At 56.0% G+C, this 14,188-nt stretch carries 19 protein-coding genes; 11 read left to right on the top strand and 8 right to left on the bottom strand.

The features are described 5' to 3' along the window. Nucleotides 1-59 precede the first annotated feature (59 nt). From lptB to DW58_RS03870, 6 genes are read right to left on the bottom strand one after another with little or no spacing between them, the layout of a single operon-like run. The gene (gene lptB / locus DW58_RS03895; RefSeq protein WP_024549648.1) at nucleotides 60-785 is read right to left on the bottom strand and encodes an LPS export ABC transporter ATP-binding protein; all 726 of its coding nucleotides are present in this window, start codon (nucleotides 783-785) and stop codon (nucleotides 60-62) included. A gap of 5 nt (nucleotides 786-790) precedes the next feature. Then, complete coding sequence (gene lptA, locus DW58_RS03890; RefSeq protein WP_024549647.1) at nucleotides 791-1,348, bottom strand: lipopolysaccharide ABC transporter substrate-binding protein LptA; 558 nt, start codon at nucleotides 1,346-1,348, stop codon at nucleotides 791-793. Beyond that, nucleotides 1,317-1,892: an LPS export ABC transporter periplasmic protein LptC gene (gene lptC / locus DW58_RS03885; protein ID WP_024549646.1), complete on the bottom strand. Its 576-nt coding sequence runs from the start codon at nucleotides 1,890-1,892 to the stop codon at nucleotides 1,317-1,319. The genes lptA and lptC overlap by 32 nt, the downstream gene beginning before the upstream one ends. Beyond that, nucleotides 1,889-2,455, bottom strand: coding sequence for a 3-deoxy-manno-octulosonate-8-phosphatase KdsC (gene kdsC, locus DW58_RS03880; RefSeq protein ID WP_024549645.1), 567 nt, complete (start codon nucleotides 2,453-2,455; stop codon nucleotides 1,889-1,891). The genes lptC and kdsC overlap by 4 nt, the downstream gene beginning before the upstream one ends. A gap of 16 nt (nucleotides 2,456-2,471) precedes the next feature. Then, a complete protein-coding gene (gene kdsD, locus DW58_RS03875) occupies nucleotides 2,472-3,458 on the bottom strand; it encodes an arabinose-5-phosphate isomerase KdsD (RefSeq protein WP_024549644.1) in 987 nt (328 codons plus the stop codon). A 14-nt stretch (nucleotides 3,459-3,472) separates the two neighbouring features. After that, nucleotides 3,473-4,450 carry a calcium/sodium antiporter gene (locus DW58_RS03870; RefSeq protein ID WP_024549643.1) on the bottom strand — a complete coding sequence of 326 codons (978 nt, stop codon included), beginning with the start codon at nucleotides 4,448-4,450 and terminating at the stop codon, nucleotides 3,473-3,475. Between the two features lie 228 nt (nucleotides 4,451-4,678). Between DW58_RS03870 and mlaF the strand changes: the two genes are divergently transcribed. The 7 genes from mlaF (at nucleotide 4,679) to murA (ending at nucleotide 9,484) form a co-directional block, all read left to right on the top strand. Beyond that, a complete protein-coding gene (mlaF, locus tag DW58_RS03865) occupies nucleotides 4,679-5,494 on the top strand; it encodes a phospholipid ABC transporter ATP-binding protein MlaF (protein WP_024549642.1) in 816 nt (271 codons plus the stop codon). Between the two features lie 7 nt (nucleotides 5,495-5,501). Next, nucleotides 5,502-6,284, top strand: coding sequence for a lipid asymmetry maintenance ABC transporter permease subunit MlaE (gene mlaE / locus DW58_RS03860; RefSeq protein WP_024549641.1), 783 nt, complete (start codon nucleotides 5,502-5,504; stop codon nucleotides 6,282-6,284). Then, a complete protein-coding gene (gene mlaD, locus DW58_RS03855) occupies nucleotides 6,274-6,840 on the top strand; it encodes an outer membrane lipid asymmetry maintenance protein MlaD (protein WP_029696637.1) in 567 nt (188 codons plus the stop codon). Before mlaE ends, mlaD begins: the two co-directional genes overlap by 11 nt. Before the next feature lie 17 nt (nucleotides 6,841-6,857). Beyond that, nucleotides 6,858-7,487: a phospholipid-binding protein MlaC gene (gene mlaC, locus DW58_RS03850; RefSeq protein ID WP_024549639.1), complete on the top strand. Its 630-nt coding sequence runs from the start codon at nucleotides 6,858-6,860 to the stop codon at nucleotides 7,485-7,487. Beyond that, nucleotides 7,487-7,789 (top strand): lipid asymmetry maintenance protein MlaB, encoded by a 303-nt coding sequence (gene mlaB / locus DW58_RS03845; RefSeq protein WP_024549638.1) that lies wholly within the window; start codon nucleotides 7,487-7,489, stop codon nucleotides 7,787-7,789. Before mlaC ends, mlaB begins: the two co-directional genes overlap by 1 nt. Before the next feature lie 126 nt (nucleotides 7,790-7,915). Further along, nucleotides 7,916-8,170 (top strand): BolA family iron metabolism protein IbaG, encoded by a 255-nt coding sequence (ibaG, locus tag DW58_RS03840; RefSeq protein ID WP_024549637.1) that lies wholly within the window; start codon nucleotides 7,916-7,918, stop codon nucleotides 8,168-8,170. Nucleotides 8,171-8,224: 54 nt separating this feature from the next. After that, nucleotides 8,225-9,484 carry a UDP-N-acetylglucosamine 1-carboxyvinyltransferase gene (gene murA, locus DW58_RS03835; protein WP_024549636.1) on the top strand — a complete coding sequence of 420 codons (1,260 nt, stop codon included), beginning with the start codon at nucleotides 8,225-8,227 and terminating at the stop codon, nucleotides 9,482-9,484. A 133-nt stretch (nucleotides 9,485-9,617) separates the two neighbouring features. On the opposite strand, the gene sfsB is transcribed toward murA, so the two are convergent. Both sfsB and ispB read right to left on the bottom strand, forming a co-directional pair. Next, entirely contained in the window at nucleotides 9,618-9,881 is a 264-nt protein-coding gene (gene sfsB / locus DW58_RS03830) for a DNA-binding transcriptional regulator SfsB (protein WP_024549635.1), read from the bottom strand. Nucleotides 9,882-10,115: 234 nt separating this feature from the next. Continuing rightward, complete coding sequence (gene ispB, locus DW58_RS03825) at nucleotides 10,116-11,087, bottom strand: octaprenyl diphosphate synthase (protein ID WP_024549634.1); 972 nt, start codon at nucleotides 11,085-11,087, stop codon at nucleotides 10,116-10,118. A gap of 257 nt (nucleotides 11,088-11,344) precedes the next feature. On the opposite strand from ispB, the gene rplU reads away from it, so the two are divergent. The 4 genes from rplU to cgtA all read left to right on the top strand — a co-directional run bounded on the left by rplU (nucleotide 11,345) and on the right by cgtA (nucleotide 14,181). Continuing rightward, a complete protein-coding gene (gene rplU, locus DW58_RS03820) occupies nucleotides 11,345-11,656 on the top strand; it encodes a 50S ribosomal protein L21 (protein WP_024549633.1) in 312 nt (103 codons plus the stop codon). Nucleotides 11,657-11,674: 18 nt separating this feature from the next. After that, nucleotides 11,675-11,932, top strand: a complete 258-nt coding sequence (gene rpmA / locus DW58_RS03815; protein ID WP_024549632.1) for a 50S ribosomal protein L27 — start codon at nucleotides 11,675-11,677, stop codon at nucleotides 11,930-11,932. A 94-nt stretch (nucleotides 11,933-12,026) separates the two neighbouring features. Further along, nucleotides 12,027-12,992, top strand: a complete 966-nt coding sequence (locus tag DW58_RS03810; protein ID WP_024549631.1) for a DMT family transporter — start codon at nucleotides 12,027-12,029, stop codon at nucleotides 12,990-12,992. Between the two features lie 16 nt (nucleotides 12,993-13,008). Continuing rightward, complete coding sequence (gene cgtA / locus DW58_RS03805; protein ID WP_024549630.1) at nucleotides 13,009-14,181, top strand: Obg family GTPase CgtA; 1,173 nt, start codon at nucleotides 13,009-13,011, stop codon at nucleotides 14,179-14,181. Nucleotides 14,182-14,188 lie beyond the last annotated feature (7 nt).

The following is a 14,188-nucleotide window of genomic DNA, read 5'->3' as shown; positions in this document are numbered from 1 at the left end:
ATGCTACCCGGATAACTCCGGGCAGAAAAGGTCCAGGCGCGACAAATATGCCTGGCGTGTCAGAGTCTGAATTCTTCCCCAAGATACACGCGTTTCACTTGCTCATCTTCAAGAATGTCAGTCGGCGTGCCGTGCGCGATCAGATGGCCCTGGCTGACGATGTAGGCGCGTTCGCACACCGCCAGCGTTTCGCGGACGTTGTGGTCGGTGATCAGCACCCCGAGACCGCTGTCGCGCAGGTGTTCAATGATGCGTTTGATGTCGATAACCGAGATCGGGTCAACCCCGGCAAAGGGTTCATCAAGCAGAATGAATTTCGGGTTAGCTGCCAGCGCGCGGGCGATTTCAACGCGGCGCCGTTCACCGCCGGAAAGCGACTGACCGAGGCTGTTGCGCAGATGGTCGATATGAAACTCCTCCATCAGCTCTTTAGCGCGATCCTCGCGCTGCTCGTTGGTCAGGTCATCGCGAATTTGCAGCACCGCCATCAGGTTGTCGTAGACGCTGAGACGACGGAAAATCGAGGCTTCCTGCGGCAGATAACCGATACCGCGGCGCGCGCGGGCGTGCAGCGGCAGTATGCTGATATCTTCGTCATCAATGATGATGTTGCCCGCATCACGCGACACAATGCCCACCACCATATAAAACGTGGTGGTTTTACCTGCACCGTTCGGGCCGAGCAGGCCAACGATTTCACCGGAATTGACCGTCAGACTGACGTCTTCTACCACGCGGCGGCCTTTATAGGCTTTGGCGAGATTCTTTGCGATAAGTGTAGCCATACGGATCAGTTACTCTTTTTTGGGGTCTCAGGCGCGGCCTGGCCATTTTTCTGCTGCATCTGCGACGGCACCAGCACGGTAGTCACGCGCTTGCCCTTGTCGCTGAAGGCCTGCATTTTCTGCTCTTTCACCAGATAGGTGATTTTGTCGCCTTTGATGTTGCTGTCGAGCTGCTCGAGATACGCATCGCCGGTCAATACCACGAAGTCGTTTTGCAGCTCGTAATGCATCTGTGACGCATGGCCTTTAACCGGCTTGCCGTTATCCTGCATCTGGTAGAACGTGGCCGGCTTACCGTAGCCGTCAATCACCTCTTTGCCTTCCTGACCGCCCGGACGGGTGACCACCACTTTATCGGCATTAATTTTGATGGTGCCCTGGGTAACAACCACGTTGCCGGTAAAGGTCACCACATTGCCCTGCATATCCAGAGACTGCTGATCGGACTCGATGTGAATCGGCTTCTCGGTGTCGCCTGTCAGCGCCAGCGCCAGCGGGCTGGATGCGAGTAATACGCTCGCCAGCACCAGATTAAGGCTGTGTTTGTTTGTTCTGAATTTCATAGGATGTTCTAACCTTTTCAATCAGCTCGGCGTTCTTGCTGCGTAAATTACCACGCATTTTCAGGCCGCTGGAATTAAAGCTTGTGCCGTAAAGCGTTACCAGAGAGTCGGAGGAAACATCCTGCGTCACCAGGTTAACTTGCGCTTTGTCTGTGGTGATCTTACGTAACTGTGAGTCAGGCGTCAGGGCGTTAACCTCAACGTGTCCTTCAAGATACAGCATCTGATCGTTGGTTAATTTGGCCTTGTCTGCCCGGATAGCCCAGGTCGGCACTTTGGCCTTGTCAAACGAGGTCACCACCGGTTGGGTGAAGTAAGAAACCGCATCATCAGAAAAATATTCAACGTGTTGTGCGACCAGACGGTAAGTGAGCGCGCCTTCAGGGCTGTAGACCACCGTGCTGGATTGTTCGCTCTGGTACGTTGGTTCATTGCTGTTGCTTGCCACCTGGTCAGTGGTGTCGTTATCGGCAAGGTTAATTCCGATCAACACCAGCACCGCCAGCACGAGCAACAGGATGACCCAACGTCTGGTTTTACTCATATAGATTGCCCTTTGGCCTCTTCAAGCTTGCCCTGCGCCAGCAGCAGCAAGTCGCACACTTCACGTACCGCCCCGCGGCCGCCACCAATACGGGTAACGTAATCCGCGCGGGGGATGAGCAGCGGATGCGCATCGGCAACCGCAACGCTCAGCCCGACTTTTTCCATCACTGGCCAGTCGATCAGATCGTCACCGACGTAGGCCACATTTTCAGGGCTAACCGCCAGTTTATCCAGTAAATCACGCCAGGCGATAAGTTTATCGCTCTGACCCTGGTAAAGATGTGTAATGCCAAGGGTTTCACAGCGGTCTTCCAGCAGTTTTGCTTTTCGTCCGGTGATAATGGCGACCTCGATACCCGACGTCAGCGCGCAGCGAATGCCGTAGCCGTCACGCACGTTAAATGCTTTGAGCTCTTCACCATTATTGCCCATATAAATCAGGCCGTCAGACATCACGCCGTCAACATCCAGAATAAGCAGACGAATCTGTGCCGCCCGCTCCATTACGTGCGCGCTGACGGGACCGTAGCAGGTCGCCAGAGACGCATTCAGGTTACTCATTCACGCTTATCCTTCATTAGACTACGCCGGCGCGCAGCAGATCATGCATATGTACCACACCGTGCAACTGGTCGCCATCAGCAACCAGGACGGAAGTAATGTGGCGGGACTGCATCAGGTTGAGCGCGTCTACCGCCAGGGTGCCAGGCCGGACGCGGACGCCGCCGGTGGTCATCACATCGGCGATATTGAGCTGATGCAGATCGACACGCATATCGAATACCCGGCGCAGGTCGCCATCGGTAAAGATGCCTTCGATTTTCATCAGGTCGTCGCAGATAACCGTCATGCCCAGGTTTTTACGGGTGATCTCCAGCAGCGCATCGCGCAGCGTGGCGTCTTTACTGACGCGCGGAATTTCATCCCCGGTGTGCATGATATCGTTCACGCGCAGCAGCAGCTTACGGCCCAGCGCGCCGCCGGGGTGGGAGAGAGCAAAATCTTCCGGCGTAAAGCCGCGTGCTTTGAGCAGGGCGACCGCCAGCGCATCACCCATCACCAGCGTCGCTGTCGTGCTGGTGGTCGGCGCGAGACCAAGCGGGCAGGCCTCTTTTGGCACCTTGATGCACAGATGAATATCGGCCGCTTTCGCCATCGCGCTTTCCGGACGGCTGGTGATACAGATAAGCGGCACCTGCAGGCGCTTAAGCACCGGGATCAGCGCCAGAATCTCATTAGACTCACCGGAGTTAGAGATAGCGATGACGATATCCTGCGCGGTCACCATGCCGAGGTCGCCGTGGCTGGCTTCCGCAGGGTGCACGAAGAAGGACGGGGTGCCGGTGCTGGCGAACGTCGCCGCCATTTTTTTACCGATATGCCCGGATTTCCCCATTCCCATCACCACCACTTTGCCGGTGCAATAGAAAATTTTTTCACAGGTCTGCGTGAAATCGTCGTTGATGTAGCGATCGAGCTGCGCCAGACCTTCACGTTCAATCTCCAGGACATCCTTTCCTGCCTGCTGAAAGTCAAAGCCCGGCGGTAAATCTATCTGCGACATAGTGTATTTCCGATTTATCCAACAAGACGCGGCGCGATCGCGAAAATCGTCACCATCCATACCACAAAACCGCAGGTCAACAGCGCCCCGGTTCGTCTGCCGATCTGGCGAGAACGCCGCCAGCAGAGCAGAGCAAAGATTACGCTCACCGCTAACATCACGGTGTAGTCCCGCGAAAACGCGAGGGGATCAAAGCCACCGGGCGTAATCAGCGCCGGCAGCCCCGGCACGATAGCAATATTAAAAATATTAGACCCGATGATATTGCCGATAGCGATATCATCCTCGCCCTTGCGTGCCCCGGCAATGGCGGTAGCCAGTTCCGGCAGGCTGGTGCCGATAGCGATGACCGTCAGTCCGATGGTCAGTTCGCTGACCGCAAAGAAGTGCGCCACCACGGTGGCGTTATCAACAACCATCCGCGTCGCCATCGGCATGATGATCAGCGCCACCCCAAGCCACAGGCAGGCTACCGGCAGCGTTCCATCCTGCGGCAGCTCGGCGAGCTGCTCCTGAGTAAGGCGGTCGTTACCCTGTTTTTCTGCCAGCCGCGCTATTTTGACAATAAAAAGCAGATAAAGCGCGGCCAGCGCGATCAAAATGACGCCTTCGCCACGGGTCAGTACGCCATCATAAAAGAAAAAGCCGGCCAGCACGCTGACTAACAGCATCAGCGGTAACTCGCGACGCAGAATATCGGAGTGAACGGTAAAGGGATGAAGAAACGCCGCCAGCCCCAGAATCAGCAGAATATTGGTGATGTTTGAACCCAGCGCCGTGCCCATCGCCAAATCCATCTGACCGTTGATGGCCGCCGACACCGCGACAATGATCTCCGGCAGCGAGGTGCCGACGCTTACCACCGTCATACCGATCACCAGTGGCGGAATACCCATGCTGCGACACAATATAGAGGCGGCAAAAACTAATCGATCGGCGCTGTAGACAATCAAAAGTAAACCGATAATTAACAGGGCCGTCGCTAAAAGCATGCAAAATCCTTTATTCAGGTATAATCGTCAGTCCGCTACGCTATTACCGGGCCGCGTTTCTTGCGAGCCTGCGGCCGATCGAGGCGTAATTCTGACTTTATGCGCCGGAAAAGTAAAACAAATGCCAGCTTTCGCTAACCCCTGGCGGCAAAGATCTGTAAAAATGTTGGGTTGAGGATGACCGTTGGCGTCATGCTTAACCGTTAATTTTCTTGAAAGGATTACGTCATGAGCCAGACCAATGAGAATCTGGTCGAAGTTAAAGGGGTCACCTTTAGCCGCAGTAATCGGCGCATCTTTGACGACATTTCGCTGACGGTACCGCGTGGCAAAATCACGGCCATCATGGGCCCTTCCGGGATCGGAAAAACCACTCTTCTGCGCCTGATTGGCGGGCAGATCCAGCCTGACCGGGGCGAAATCCTATTTGATGGCGAAAATGTGCCGGGCATGTCGCGTTCACGGCTTTTCACCGTGCGTAAGCGCATGAGCATGCTGTTTCAGTCGGGCGCGCTGTTCACCGATTTAAACGTGTTTGAAAACGTCGCCTATCCGCTGCGCGAGCATACCCGTCTGCCGGAGCCGCTGCTGCACAGCACGGTGATGATGAAGCTGGAGGCCGTTGGGCTGCGCGGCGCAGCAAAACTCATGCCCTCCGAGCTGTCCGGTGGGATGGCACGTCGCGCCGCACTGGCCCGCGCCATCGCCCTCGAACCGGACATGATCATGTTCGACGAGCCGTTTGTCGGCCAGGACCCCATCACCATGGGGGTGCTGGTGAAGCTTATCTCTGAACTGAACCGTTCGCTGGGCGTCACCTGTATCGTGGTGTCGCATGACGTACCGGAAGTGCTGAGCATCGCTGATTACGCCTATATCGTTGCGGATCAGCGCATTGTGGCGCAGGGCAGTACGCCATCGCTGCAGCAAAACAACGATCCGCGCGTGCGGCAGTTCATGGACGGTATGGCGGATGGCCCGGTGCCGTTCCGCTTCCCGGCCGGGGATTATCGGCACGATCTTCTACCTGGAACGGGGAGTTAATCCGCCCATGTTGTTAAATGCACTGGCCGCATTCGGCCATCGCGGGTTAAAAAGCTGCGCCACCTTTGGCCGCGCCGGACTGATGCTGTTTAATGCCATCATCGGCAAACCCGAATTTCGTAAGCACGCCCCGCTGTTGATGCGTCAGCTCTACAACGTCGGCGTGCTGTCGATGGTGATCGTCATCGTTTCCGGCGTGTTCATTGGTATGGTACTTGGCCTGCAAGGGTATCTGGTACTGACCACCTACAGCGCCGAAACCAGCCTCGGCATGCTGGTCTCGCTCTCGCTGCTTCGCGAGCTGGGGCCGGTCGTGGCCGCGCTGCTGTTTGCCGGGCGCGCCGGGTCGGCGCTGACGGCGGAAATCGGCCTGATGCGCGCCACCGAACAGCTCTCCAGCATGGAGATGATGGCCGTTGACCCGCTGCGTCGGGTTATCTCGCCGCGCTTCTGGGCCGGGGTAATTTCACTCCCGCTGCTGACCATCCTCTTCGTGGCGGTCGGTATCTGGGGCGGGGCGCTGGTCGGCGTAAGCTGGAAAGGCATCGACGCAGGCTTCTTCTGGTCGGCGATGCAGGATGCCGTAGACTGGCGGCTCGATCTGGTGAACTGTGTCATTAAGAGTGTGGTGTTTGCCGTTACCGTAACGTGGATTGCGTTATTTAACGGTTACGATGCGATTCCGACGTCCGCAGGGATCAGCCGGGCAACTACACGTACCGTTGTGCACGCATCGCTGGCCGTTCTCGGTCTGGATTTCGTGCTCACTGCACTGATGTTTGGGAATTAAGTTCATGCAAACAAAGAAATATGAGATTTGGGTTGGCGTTTTTATGCTGCTGGCGCTGCTGGCAGGGCTGTTCATTTGCCTGAAAGCGGCCAATGTCACCTCGCTACGTGCCGAGCCGACGTACCGCATTTATGCGACGTTCGATAACATCGGCGGCCTGAAAGAGCGCTCACCGGTTCGTATCGGCGGGGTGGTTATCGGCCGCGTCGCCGACATTTCGCTGGATCCGAAAACCTACCTGCCGCGCGTCACGATGGACATCGAAGAGCAGTACAACCATATCCCGGACACCAGCTCGCTGGCTATCCGCACCTCTGGTCTGCTTGGCGAACAATATCTGGCGCTGAACGTCGGTTTTGAAGACCCGGAGCTGGGAACGTCTATCCTCAAAGAGGGCGGCGTGATCCAGGATACAAAATCTGCCATGGTGCTCGAAGACCTTATCGGCCAGTTCCTTTACAAGAGCAACAGCGGCGACAATAAGAATGACGCCGATGCGCCAGAGCAGGAACCCGAGAATAATAGTGCTGCGCCGCAGCCCGGTGCCGTGAATTAATCCAGGAGAGAATGACTATGTTCAAACGCTTTTTAATGGTTGCGATGCTGGTGATAGCCCCGCTGGCGATGGCAGCCGATCAGTCAAATCCATACGCACTGATGAACGATGCGGCGAAGAAAACCTTCGATCGCCTGAAGAACGAGCAGCCGCAGATTCGTAAAAACCCGGACTACCTGCGCGACATCGTCGATCAGGAGCTGCTGCCGTATGTACAGATCAAATATGCAGGTGCACTGGTGCTGGGCCGCTACTACAAAGACGCCACCCCGGCGCAGCGTGAAGCCTACTTCACTGCGTTTCGCGAATACCTGAAACAGGCTTACGGCCAGGCGCTGGCGCTTTACCACGGTCAGTCCTACCAGATTGCACCGGAGCAGCCGCTGGGTGATGCCAACATCATTCCGATTCGCGTGACCATTGTTGACCCGAACGGTCGTCCGCCGGTGCGTCTCGACTTCCAGTGGCGTAAGAACAGCCAGAGCGGTAACTGGCAGGCTTACGATATGATCGCGGAAGGGGTGAGCATGATCACCACCAAACAAAACGAGTGGAGCGATCTGCTGCGTACCAAAGGCATTGACGGCCTGACGGCACAGCTGAAGTCCATCTCGCGCCAGCCTATCACCCTGGACGCGCAGAAATAATGGCGCAAACCCTGGACTGGATGCGCGAGGACACGCGCCTCATCCTGCGCGGCGAGCTGGAAAACGACAACCTGCTGCCGCTGTGGGAAGCCAGGGAGCAGGCCAGCCTTGGCATCACCTCGCTCGATCTACGCGGACTGACGCGGGTGGATACCGCAGGGCTGGCGCTGATCATTCACCTCTACGCGCTGGCCACCCGCCAGGGCGCCGCGGTGACGATCGACGGCATGAGTGAGAACCTTACCGCGCTGTCGCAGCTTTACAATCTGCCGGACTCGCTGTTGCCTGCTTCAAATAATTAATATTTTCAGCTTGTTACTAAAAAGCCCTTAAGAGTTTTGCTCAAGGGCTTTTTTGCTTATTTAAGACTGTGCCCGTTTCCTCTAAGATGTTTGGCTGTTTTCCTTAACCAACGAATGAAAGAGCCCATGGAAAATCAAGAAATTCAGAGCGTGCTGATGAACGCACTGCCGCTCCAGCAGGTTATTGTCTCCGGTGACGGTAGCCACTTTCAGGTTATCGCAGTGGGTGAGCTGTTCGATGGCATGAGTCGCGTTAAAAAGCAGCAGACCGTCTATGGTCCGCTGATGCCGTTTATTGCGGACAACCGTATGCACGCCGTGTCGATCAAGGCCTACACCCCGGCTGAATGGGAACGCGATCGCAAACTCAACGGTTTTTGAGCTGTGGGCGTATCGCCGGCAGCGGATATGAATTGCTAACAGAGAATTGCTTCAATGGATAAATTTCGTGTTCAGGGGCCAACCCGGCTCAGTGGCGAAGTCACAATTTCAGGCGCTAAGAACGCTGCACTGCCCATTCTTTTCGCCGCGCTGTTGGCGGAAGAGCCGGTAGAGATCCAGAACGTACCGAAGCTCAAAGATATCGATACCACCATGAAGCTGCTTAGCCAGCTGGGTACTAAGGTCGAGCGCAACGGTTCGGTGATGATTGACGCAAGCCAGGTCAATATCTTCTGCGCGCCTTACGAGCTGGTCAAAACCATGCGCGCCTCAATCTGGGCGCTGGGTCCGCTGGTGGCGCGTTTCGGCCAGGGTCAGGTTTCTCTGCCGGGCGGCTGCGCCATTGGCGCGCGTCCGGTGGATCTGCACATCTTCGGCCTTGAGAAGCTGGGTGCCGAGATCAAGCTGGAAGAGGGCTACGTAAAGGCCTCCGTTGAGGGTCGCCTGAAAGGCGCGCACATCGTGATGGATAAAGTGAGCGTCGGCGCGACGGTTACCATCATGTCTGCGGCAACGCTGGCCGAAGGGACCACTGTTATCGAGAACGCCGCGCGCGAGCCGGAGATCGTTGACACCGCCAACTTCCTTAACACGCTAGGCGCGAAAATTACCGGGCAGGGCACCGACCGCATCACCATTGAAGGCGTTGAACGCCTCGGTGGCGGCGTGTATCGCGTTCTGCCGGACCGTATCGAGACCGGTACCTTCCTGGTTGCTGCGGCCATCTCCGGTGGCAAAGTGGTGTGTCGCAACACACGTCCGGACACGCTGGATGCGGTACTGGCGAAGCTCGGCGAAGCCGGGGCCGATATCGAAGTGGGTGAGGACTGGATTAGCCTTGATATGCACGGCAAGCGTCCGAAAGGCGTTAACGTGCGTACCGCGCCACACCCGGCGTTCCCGACCGACATGCAGGCTCAGTTCACCCTTCTGAACCTGGTGGCGGAAGGTACCGGTGTTATCACCGAAACCATCTTCGAAAACCGCTTCATGCACGTGCCTGAGCTGATTCGCATGGGCGCCCACGCGGAAATCGAGAGCAACACCGTTATCTGCCACGGCGTAGAGAAACTCTCCGGTGCGCAGGTGATGGCCACGGATCTGCGTGCGTCGGCAAGCCTGGTGTTGGCAGGCTGTATCGCCGAAGGCACCACGCTGGTGGATCGCATCTATCACATCGATCGTGGCTACGATCGCATTGAAGATAAGCTGCGTGCGTTAGGCGCGAATATCGAGCGTATTCACGGCGAATAAGGATTCGGATCGCCCGAACTGAGTCGCGAAACGTAAAAGCCGCAGGCATCTGATGTCTGCGGCTTTTTTACTTTCCGGACGGCGCGAACAGCGATCGTCACGCCTGGCGAAGTCTGAAAGGCGTGTTAGCGTGTCAGCGATGACGGATCAGCTGCGTGCGATCGATAAACTCGTGGGTACGCGGGTCATGGTAGCGTGACGGCCAGATGATCCACGGCTCGGTCCCCAGCGCATCGGCGATAATGCGCTCGCCTTTCGGCCACGGCCGGCTCAACGCGTTCGCAAGTGTAGATGAGCTCAGCCCCGCTTTACGCGACTCTGCGGCCATGGAGGTGCCTCTTTTACGCAGCCCGGCAATGATATCCGCCGGATGCCAGTCCACAAATTTACGTTCCATATTATCTCCCTGTGGCAGCCCAAACACGGTTTGGAAAGTTAATCACTCAACACCAGAGTGGTTATAACATGAAACCTTCACAATGGTTCCTGTAAGCGCCAGAAATAACCGAAAAATGTGCTGCCTGGCACGAGTAAATGTAAGGCGTGCAACTACCTGTGGGAGTTATGGGTTGGAGTATTCAGGAAATTTATGGAACCTTTCCGCGCGTGGATCACGCGGAAAGGAGAGGGGTTACCGGTCGCGCTGTACCGCAATGTGGGCGATCGCAATGAGCGCCTCGCGCCAAGGGGTGTCCGGAAGAATATGCAGGGCAGAGATCGCTTTATCCGCTTCTTCTTCCGCGCGTTGGCGGGTCCACTCCAGCGAACCACAGCTCGCCATGGTCGCCAGAACCGGCTCAAGCAGGTGGCGCCCGTTACCTTGTTGAATGGCGTCGCGAATAAGGCTGGCCTGCTCAGGCGTACCGTTGTGCATGGCGTGCAGCAGCGGCAGCGTCGGTTTGCCCTCGTTGAGGTCGTCGCCCACGTTTTTCCCCAGCGTTTCGCCATCGGCGCTGTAGTCGAGCAGATCGTCAATCAGCTGGAAGGCGGTACCCAGGTAGCGTCCATAATCCTGAAGCGCTTTTTCCTCAGCAGGCGTGGCGCCAGCCAGAATGCCGGAGCACTGTGCTGCCGCTTCAAACAGACGCGCCGTTTTGCTGTAGATGACGCGCATGTAGCTCTCTTCGGTGATGTCCGGATCGTTGACGTTCATCAGCTGAAGCACTTCGCCTTCAGCAATGACGTTAACCGCTTCTGACATCACTTCCAGCACCTTGAGCGAGCCGAGGCGCGTCATCATCTGGAATGACCGGGTATAGATGAAATCCCCCACCAGAACGCTTGCGGCGTTGCCAAACGCGGCGTTAGCCGTGGCTTTACCGCGACGCATATCGGACTCATCCACCACATCGTCATGCAGCAGCGTGGCGGTATGAATGAATTCGATAAGGGCGGCGATGGTCACATGAGCCTTGCCTTCATAACCCAGCGCGCGCGCAGCCAGGACGGCGATCATCGGACGTATACGCTTGCCACCACCGCTGACAATGTAATACCCCAGCTGGTTGATAAGCTGCACGTCCGAATTTAACTGCTCCAGGATTGTCGCGTTGACACCGGCCATGTCTTGCGCGGTTAACTCGTTAATTTTTTCTAAATTCATCGCAAAAGTCTGGCTATCGTCCTGTTTACCACATATCAAAATGGGATTATGGAGGGAGACGGATTGTAAATGTAGCAGAGATTGTACTGCAAAAATGCCCAAGAGAAACGCTGCGCAGGCAGTTGCGTTTTTTTTCTGCACTGATGAACAATCGGGCTTGTCAACGGCTCGCGATTTGCGTAATATTCGCGCCCTATTGTGAATATTTATAGCGCACTCTGAATCACAAAAAGGTGTGCGCGGAAGCGGAGTTTTATATGTACGCGGTTTTCCAAAGTGGTGGTAAACAACACCGAGTAAGCGAAGGTCAGACCGTTCGCCTGGAAAAGCTGGACATCGCAACTGGCGAAACTATTGAATTCGCAGAAGTTCTGATGGTCGCAAACGGTGAAGATGTCAAAATCGGCGTTCCTTTCGTTGATGGCGGCGTAATCAAAGCTGAAATCGTTGCTCACGGTCGTGGCGAGAAAGTTAAAATCGTTAAGTTTCGTCGTCGTAAACACTATCGTAAGCAGCAGGGCCATCGTCAGTGGTTCACTGATGTGAAAATCACTGGCATCAGCGCTTAATACAGGGGAGCAGATTAAATGGCACATAAAAAAGCTGGCGGCTCAACTCGTAACGGTCGCGATTCAGAAGCTAAACGCCTGGGCGTTAAGCGTTTTGGCGGTGAAGCAGTTCTGGCTGGCAGCATCATCGTTCGTCAGCGTGGCACCAAGTTCCACGCAGGCACCAACGTTGGTTGCGGCAAAGACCACACTCTGTTCGCTTTGACTGACGGTAAAGTTAAGTTCGAAGTTAAAGGCCCGAAAAACCGTAAATTCATCAGCATTGTTGCTGAATAAGTTTTTCGCGTCCCGGTAACGGATGAAAGCCCCGCAACGTGTTGCGGGGCTTTTTACATTCCGATGCCGGTAATTTTTATTGCAGGGAAATGACATGAAACAGCAGGCGGGTATTGGCATTGCTCTGGCGCTGACAACAGCAATGTGCTGGGGCGCACTGCCAATTGCAATGAAGCAGGTGCTGGAAGTCATGGAACCGCCGACGATCGTGTTTTATCGCTTTCTGATGGCGTCAATCGGGCTGGGAGTTATCCTCACCCTGAAAGGGAAGCTGCCGCCAATGCGGCTGTTCTGTAAGCCTCGCTGGCTGGTGCTGTTAGCCATCGCCACAGGCGGGCTGTTTGGCAACTTCATCCTGTTCAGTTCGTCCCTGCAGTATCTCAGCCCGACCGCCTCGCAGGTAATCGGCCAGCTCTCTCCGGTAGGGATGATGGTGGCAAGCGTCGTTATCCTGAAAGAGAAGATGCGCGGCACCCAGATTGTGGGCGCCTGCATGCTGATCTGCGGCCTCGGGCTGTTTTTCAATACCAGCCTCATTGAGATCTTTACGCGCCTGACGGATTACACCTGGGGCGTGATTTTTGGTGTCGGTGCGGCCACGGTGTGGGTGAGCTACGGCGTGGCACAGAAAGTGTTGTTACGACGTCTCGCGTCACAGCAGATCCTCTTTTTGCTGTACACTTTATGTACACTCGCGTTGATTCCGTTGTCCGATCCGGCAACGGTGTTCCAGTTGAGCAACTGGCAACTCGCATGCCTGATTTTTTGCGGCCTGAATACCCTCGTGGGTTACGGTGCGCTGGCAGAAGCAATGGCGCGCTGGCAGGCGGCGCAGGTGAGCGCGTTTATCACGCTCACACCGTTGTTTACGCTACTATTTTCGGATCTACTATCTATGGCCTGGCCCGAACTCTTCGCAAAACCGTTGTTAAACCTGGTAGGTTATCTCGGTGCGTTTGTCGTGGTTGCGGGCGCAATGTATTCCGCCATTGGTCATCGTCTTTGGGGACGGTGGCGTAAGCAAGAAGCGGTTTTACCTCTGGCCCGCTCAGGCGAATGAATTACGGAGAAGTAAGATGAAGTTTGTTGATGAAGCAACGATTCTGGTCGTGGCTGGTGACGGTGGTAACGGGTGCGTTAGCTTTCGTCGTGAAAAATATATACCGAAAGGCGGCCCTGATGGCGGCGACGGCGGCGATGGCGGTGATGTCTGGCTGGAAGCGGACGAAAACCTCAACACCCTGATCGACTATCGTTTCGAGAAGTCCTTCCGCGCCGAACGCGGACAGAACGGCCAGAGCCGTGACTGTACCGGTAAACGCGGTAAAGACGTCACCATTAAGGTGCCGGTCGGTACGCGCGTTATCGATCAGGGTACCGGCGAGACGATGGGCGATATGACCCGTCACACGCAGCGCCTGATGGTCGCGAAAGGCGGCTGGCATGGCCTGGGCAACACCCGTTTTAAATCGTCGGTAAACCGTACCCCGCGTCAGAAAACCATGGGTACGCCAGGCGAGAAGCGCGATCTCCAACTCGAACTGATGCTGCTGGCCGACGTTGGGATGCTGGGGATGCCGAACGCCGGTAAGTCTACTTTCATCCGCGCTGTCTCGGCGGCGAAACCGAAAGTGGCGGATTATCCGTTTACGACCCTGGTGCCAAGCCTCGGCGTGGTGCGTATGGACAACGAGAAGAGCTTCGTGGTCGCGGATATCCCGGGTCTTATCGAAGGGGCTGCCGACGGCGCCGGGCTGGGGATTCGCTTCCTGAAGCACCTTGAGCGTTGCCGCGTGCTGCTGCACCTCATTGATATCGATCCGATCGACGGTTCCGATCCGGTTGAGAACGCCCGCATCATCGTTGGTGAGCTGGAAAAATACAGCGAAAGTCTGGCGCAGAAACCGCGCTGGCTGGTGTTCAACAAGATCGATCTGATGGACAAAGCCGAAGCGGAAGCCAAAGCGAAGGCGATTGCCGAAGCGCTGGGCTGGGAAGATAAGTTCTACCTTATCTCCGCCGCGAGCCAGCAGGGCGTCAAAGACCTGTGCTGGGACGTGATGACCTTCATCATCGAGAATCCGATTGTGCACGCTGCCGAAGCCGCACAGCCGGAGAAAGTCGAGTTCATGTGGGATGATTACCATCGCCAGCAGCTTGATGAGATGGAAGAAGAGAACGATGAAGAGTGGGATGATGACTGGGATGAAGAAGACGACGAAGGCGTAGAGTTCATTTACAAGAAATAGTCCTTCC

This window comes from Siccibacter turicensis LMG 23730 (genome assembly GCF_000463155.2).
Lineage (GTDB): Bacteria > Pseudomonadota > Gammaproteobacteria > Enterobacterales > Enterobacteriaceae > Siccibacter > Siccibacter turicensis.
Note: the sequence above shows the minus strand (reverse complement) of the source record. Positions and strands in the feature narration are given on the sequence as shown.

Coding starts and splice junctions, on each gene's coding strand:
- lptB (WP_024549648.1), bottom strand. CDS start 785: ATGGCTACACTTATCGCAAAGAATCTCGCCAAAGCCTATAAAGGCCGC.
- lptA (WP_024549647.1), bottom strand. CDS start 1,348: ATGAAATTCAGAACAAACAAACACAGCCTTAATCTGGTGCTGGCGAGC.
- lptC (WP_024549646.1), bottom strand. CDS start 1,892: ATGAGTAAAACCAGACGTTGGGTCATCCTGTTGCTCGTGCTGGCGGTG.
- kdsC (WP_024549645.1), bottom strand. CDS start 2,455: ATGAGTAACCTGAATGCGTCTCTGGCGACCTGCTACGGTCCCGTCAGC.
- kdsD (WP_024549644.1), bottom strand. CDS start 3,458: ATGTCGCAGATAGATTTACCGCCGGGCTTTGACTTTCAGCAGGCAGGA.
- DW58_RS03870 (WP_024549643.1), bottom strand. CDS start 4,450: ATGCTTTTAGCGACGGCCCTGTTAATTATCGGTTTACTTTTGATTGTC.
- mlaF (WP_024549642.1), top strand. CDS start 4,679: ATGAGCCAGACCAATGAGAATCTGGTCGAAGTTAAAGGGGTCACCTTT.
- mlaE (WP_024549641.1), top strand. CDS start 5,502: ATGTTGTTAAATGCACTGGCCGCATTCGGCCATCGCGGGTTAAAAAGC.
- mlaC (WP_024549639.1), top strand. CDS start 6,858: ATGTTCAAACGCTTTTTAATGGTTGCGATGCTGGTGATAGCCCCGCTG.
- mlaB (WP_024549638.1), top strand. CDS start 7,487: ATGGCGCAAACCCTGGACTGGATGCGCGAGGACACGCGCCTCATCCTG.
- ibaG (WP_024549637.1), top strand. CDS start 7,916: ATGGAAAATCAAGAAATTCAGAGCGTGCTGATGAACGCACTGCCGCTC.
- murA (WP_024549636.1), top strand. CDS start 8,225: ATGGATAAATTTCGTGTTCAGGGGCCAACCCGGCTCAGTGGCGAAGTC.
- sfsB (WP_024549635.1), bottom strand. CDS start 9,881: ATGGAACGTAAATTTGTGGACTGGCATCCGGCGGATATCATTGCCGGG.
- ispB (WP_024549634.1), bottom strand. CDS start 11,087: ATGAATTTAGAAAAAATTAACGAGTTAACCGCGCAAGACATGGCCGGT.
- rplU (WP_024549633.1), top strand. CDS start 11,345: ATGTACGCGGTTTTCCAAAGTGGTGGTAAACAACACCGAGTAAGCGAA.
- rpmA (WP_024549632.1), top strand. CDS start 11,675: ATGGCACATAAAAAAGCTGGCGGCTCAACTCGTAACGGTCGCGATTCA.
- DW58_RS03810 (WP_024549631.1), top strand. CDS start 12,027: ATGAAACAGCAGGCGGGTATTGGCATTGCTCTGGCGCTGACAACAGCA.
- cgtA (WP_024549630.1), top strand. CDS start 13,009: ATGAAGTTTGTTGATGAAGCAACGATTCTGGTCGTGGCTGGTGACGGT.